Genomic DNA, 2,676 nt, shown 5'->3' on the forward strand with positions numbered 1-2,676 from the left:
GCTCGGTTCGGCATTGCTCTGGTTCAGCCCTTGCGGGTGGAGTCGGCTATCGGCACGACCCGCTCGGACAAGGAGTCCCCACAGCGCATTCAGCGCCAGTACCCGGGCATCTACCGACCGACGGACACCTTTGCCGGGCATTTCGAATTTGGCTTGAAATATGAGGAGATCCACCTCGAATTTTTCTCGCGCTTGTTCGCTGCCTGTGGGCCGGGGCCGCTTGAACAGTGGTGCCGGGCAGAGCCTTTTGGGCAGTACGCCCGCCGCGCGGGATTCTTCTACGAGTGGCTCACCGGGCAGCGGCTGGAGGTATCTGATCTGACGGGAGGCTCCTACGTCGAAGCGGTGGCTGGCGATGCCTACCTGACGCGCATCGAGGCGGTTCGCGAGCGGCGCTGGCGGATCAACAACAACTTGCCGGGCACACCAGCTTTCTGCCCTCTCATCCGCCGTACGCAGACTCTGGGCCAGGCGCTCGGGTTTGACCCGCGTGGAGCGATCGCTGAACTGGATCGCGAGTTTGGGGAGGATGTCCTGATGCGTGCGGCGGCATGGCTTTCGTTCAAAGAGTCGCGCGCGAGCTTCCTGATCGAGCACGAGGCTGACGAGACCGATCGCATCAAGCGCTTTGCCCACGTCATGGCCGAGCACAGCGGCAAGCTGGAAGAGCCGCTCACTGGCGGCAACCTCGCCTTGCTGCAGCGGGGCATCCTCGGCGACGACGCGCTTCGCCTCGGTGTGCGACAGTCGCCGGTGTTCGTCGGCCAGGCGACGATTCGTGACGACATCGTCCACTACATCGGCCCCCACTTCTCGCAACTCCCCGGCATGCTGGAGGGGCTGCGCGTGTTCGAGCAGACCACCCGGGGCAGGGAGTCGCTGGCGCGGGCGGCGGGCCTGGCATTCGGCTTCGTCTATCTTCACCCCATGAGCGACGGCAATGGCCGCATCCACCGCTTCCTCATCAGCGATACGCTGCAGCGCGACAACGCCATTCCGCCAAGCGTGATCGTTCCTATCTCGGCCACCATCACCAGCGTGCGCGAGTTTGGGCATGGGTACGACCGGGTTCTCGAAGTGTTCTCGCGCCCCTTCATGCGGCGATACGACACCGCGTACCGGTTCGGGGACATGCTCACCTACGAGGACGGCGTGCGCTCGAACCTCGTGTTCGATGCCTACGAGGATGCCAGCCATGCCTGGCGCTACCCGGATCTCACAGAGCACGTGATCTACACGGCGCAACTCGTGGCTCACACGATCCAGCATGAGATGGCGGACGAGGCGCGGGTGCTCGTGCGGTTTCAGCTTGCGCAGCAGCGCATCAAGGCTGTGCTGGAGATGCCTGACGCGGACACCGTGCGCATGATCCGCTCGGTCAAGGAGAGCGGCTGGCGCGTGTCGGGCAAGCTCGCAAAGGAGTACCCGCGACTGGATGAAAAAGCACTGGCCTTACGCATCGTTGAAGCCGTGCAATCTGCATTCGAGGATCGCGAGCCCTTGCCCATCATTGAGTGAGTTGGAGCCTTCTCGCGGATCTTGGCCTGACTCCACGAGCGGTTACCAATACAACGCTGGTGACATTAGACGGGGCCGTGGCATGATTGGGCTTGAGGAAGCAAGTAGGGGCGCGCTGTGCATCATTGTTGTCAGGCCAGAGCCGCAAAGCTGTGTCGCCGCGTGTCATGAAAGCCCACTCATTTTGACGGTACCACTGACGGTATCAACGGTGTTTGGAGTTCTCTCTTCAGAGGGAAAAGTGGCCGAGTGAATTATCGAGTGGGAGTGAACTGACGTCCTTCGGGGACTATCGCCAGCTAGATTTCATGCGGGTTCCAAGGCATCGTCAGGTCTCCTGACCCCTGACGGTAAAAGCCGTCGCAAAACAGGAGGAATACCTCGATGCTGGCCGTTGCCTTGCCGCCCTCAAGCTGCTGGCGAAGAAGCACCGCATCGCCAAGGATTGGCAGGTGCCTTGCCTGTAGGTGGCCGATGGCACGGCCCGCACCGCGAGCCTCGCCGAGAACGTGCAGCGCGAGGCCATGCACCCCGCAGATCAGTTTGAAGCGTTTGCGGTATTGGTGGCCGAAGGCCGCCCCATCGAAGACATTGCGGCGGATTTCTCCGTCACCCCACTGGTGGTGCAGCGCCGCTTGAAGCTGGCGAACGTGTCGCCGCGCCTGATGGGTGACTACCGGGCTGACGCCGTGAGCCTTGAGCAGTTGATGGCCCTTTCCATCACCGACGACCACGCCGCGCAGGAAGCCGCCTTCTACGATGCGCCGCAGTGGCAGCGCCAGCCGTCCGCGCTGCGCGACCGCCTCAGCGAGCGGAAAATCGACGCCTACCGGCATCCGCTGGTGCGCTTTGTCGGGCTGGATGCCTACGAGCAGGCGGGCGGCGGCATCCGCCGTGATCTGTTCGCGGAGGGTGACGCGGGCCTGTGTCTGGCCGATGCCGCGCTGCAGGAACGGCTGGCGCAAGACAAGCTGGCGGGCATCGCCGCCCCACGCCGTGCTGCGGCCACTCCTGCCAGGCCAAGCCCTGCTGGCGGTACCAGCGGGCCACGGCCAGGTCGCGCAGGCTCTCGCGCAGAAACTGGTAGTGCTGCAGCGCACTGTCTGGCTGCGCCCACAGGCTGGGCTCCAGCATGTACAGGCACAGCACCGGGCCATG

At 63.8% G+C, this 2,676-nt stretch carries 1 protein-coding gene and 1 pseudogene; both read left to right on the forward strand.

Features of this window, described 5'->3' with window-relative positions:
• On the forward strand, window positions 1-1,518 hold a 1,518-nt coding region (locus tag QZH66_RS14925; protein WP_305806704.1), incomplete at its 5' end, for a Fic family protein.
• A 467-nt stretch (window positions 1,519-1,985) separates the two neighbouring features.
• Window positions 1,986-2,507 (forward strand): annotated as a pseudogene (locus QZH66_RS14930) (chromosome partitioning protein ParB); the annotation flags it as partial.
• Between the last annotated feature and the right edge of the window lie 169 nt (window positions 2,508-2,676).

This window comes from Stenotrophomonas sp. YIM B06876, assembly GCF_030711595.1.
In the GTDB taxonomy this organism is placed as follows: Bacteria; Pseudomonadota; Gammaproteobacteria; order Xanthomonadales; family Xanthomonadaceae; genus Stenotrophomonas.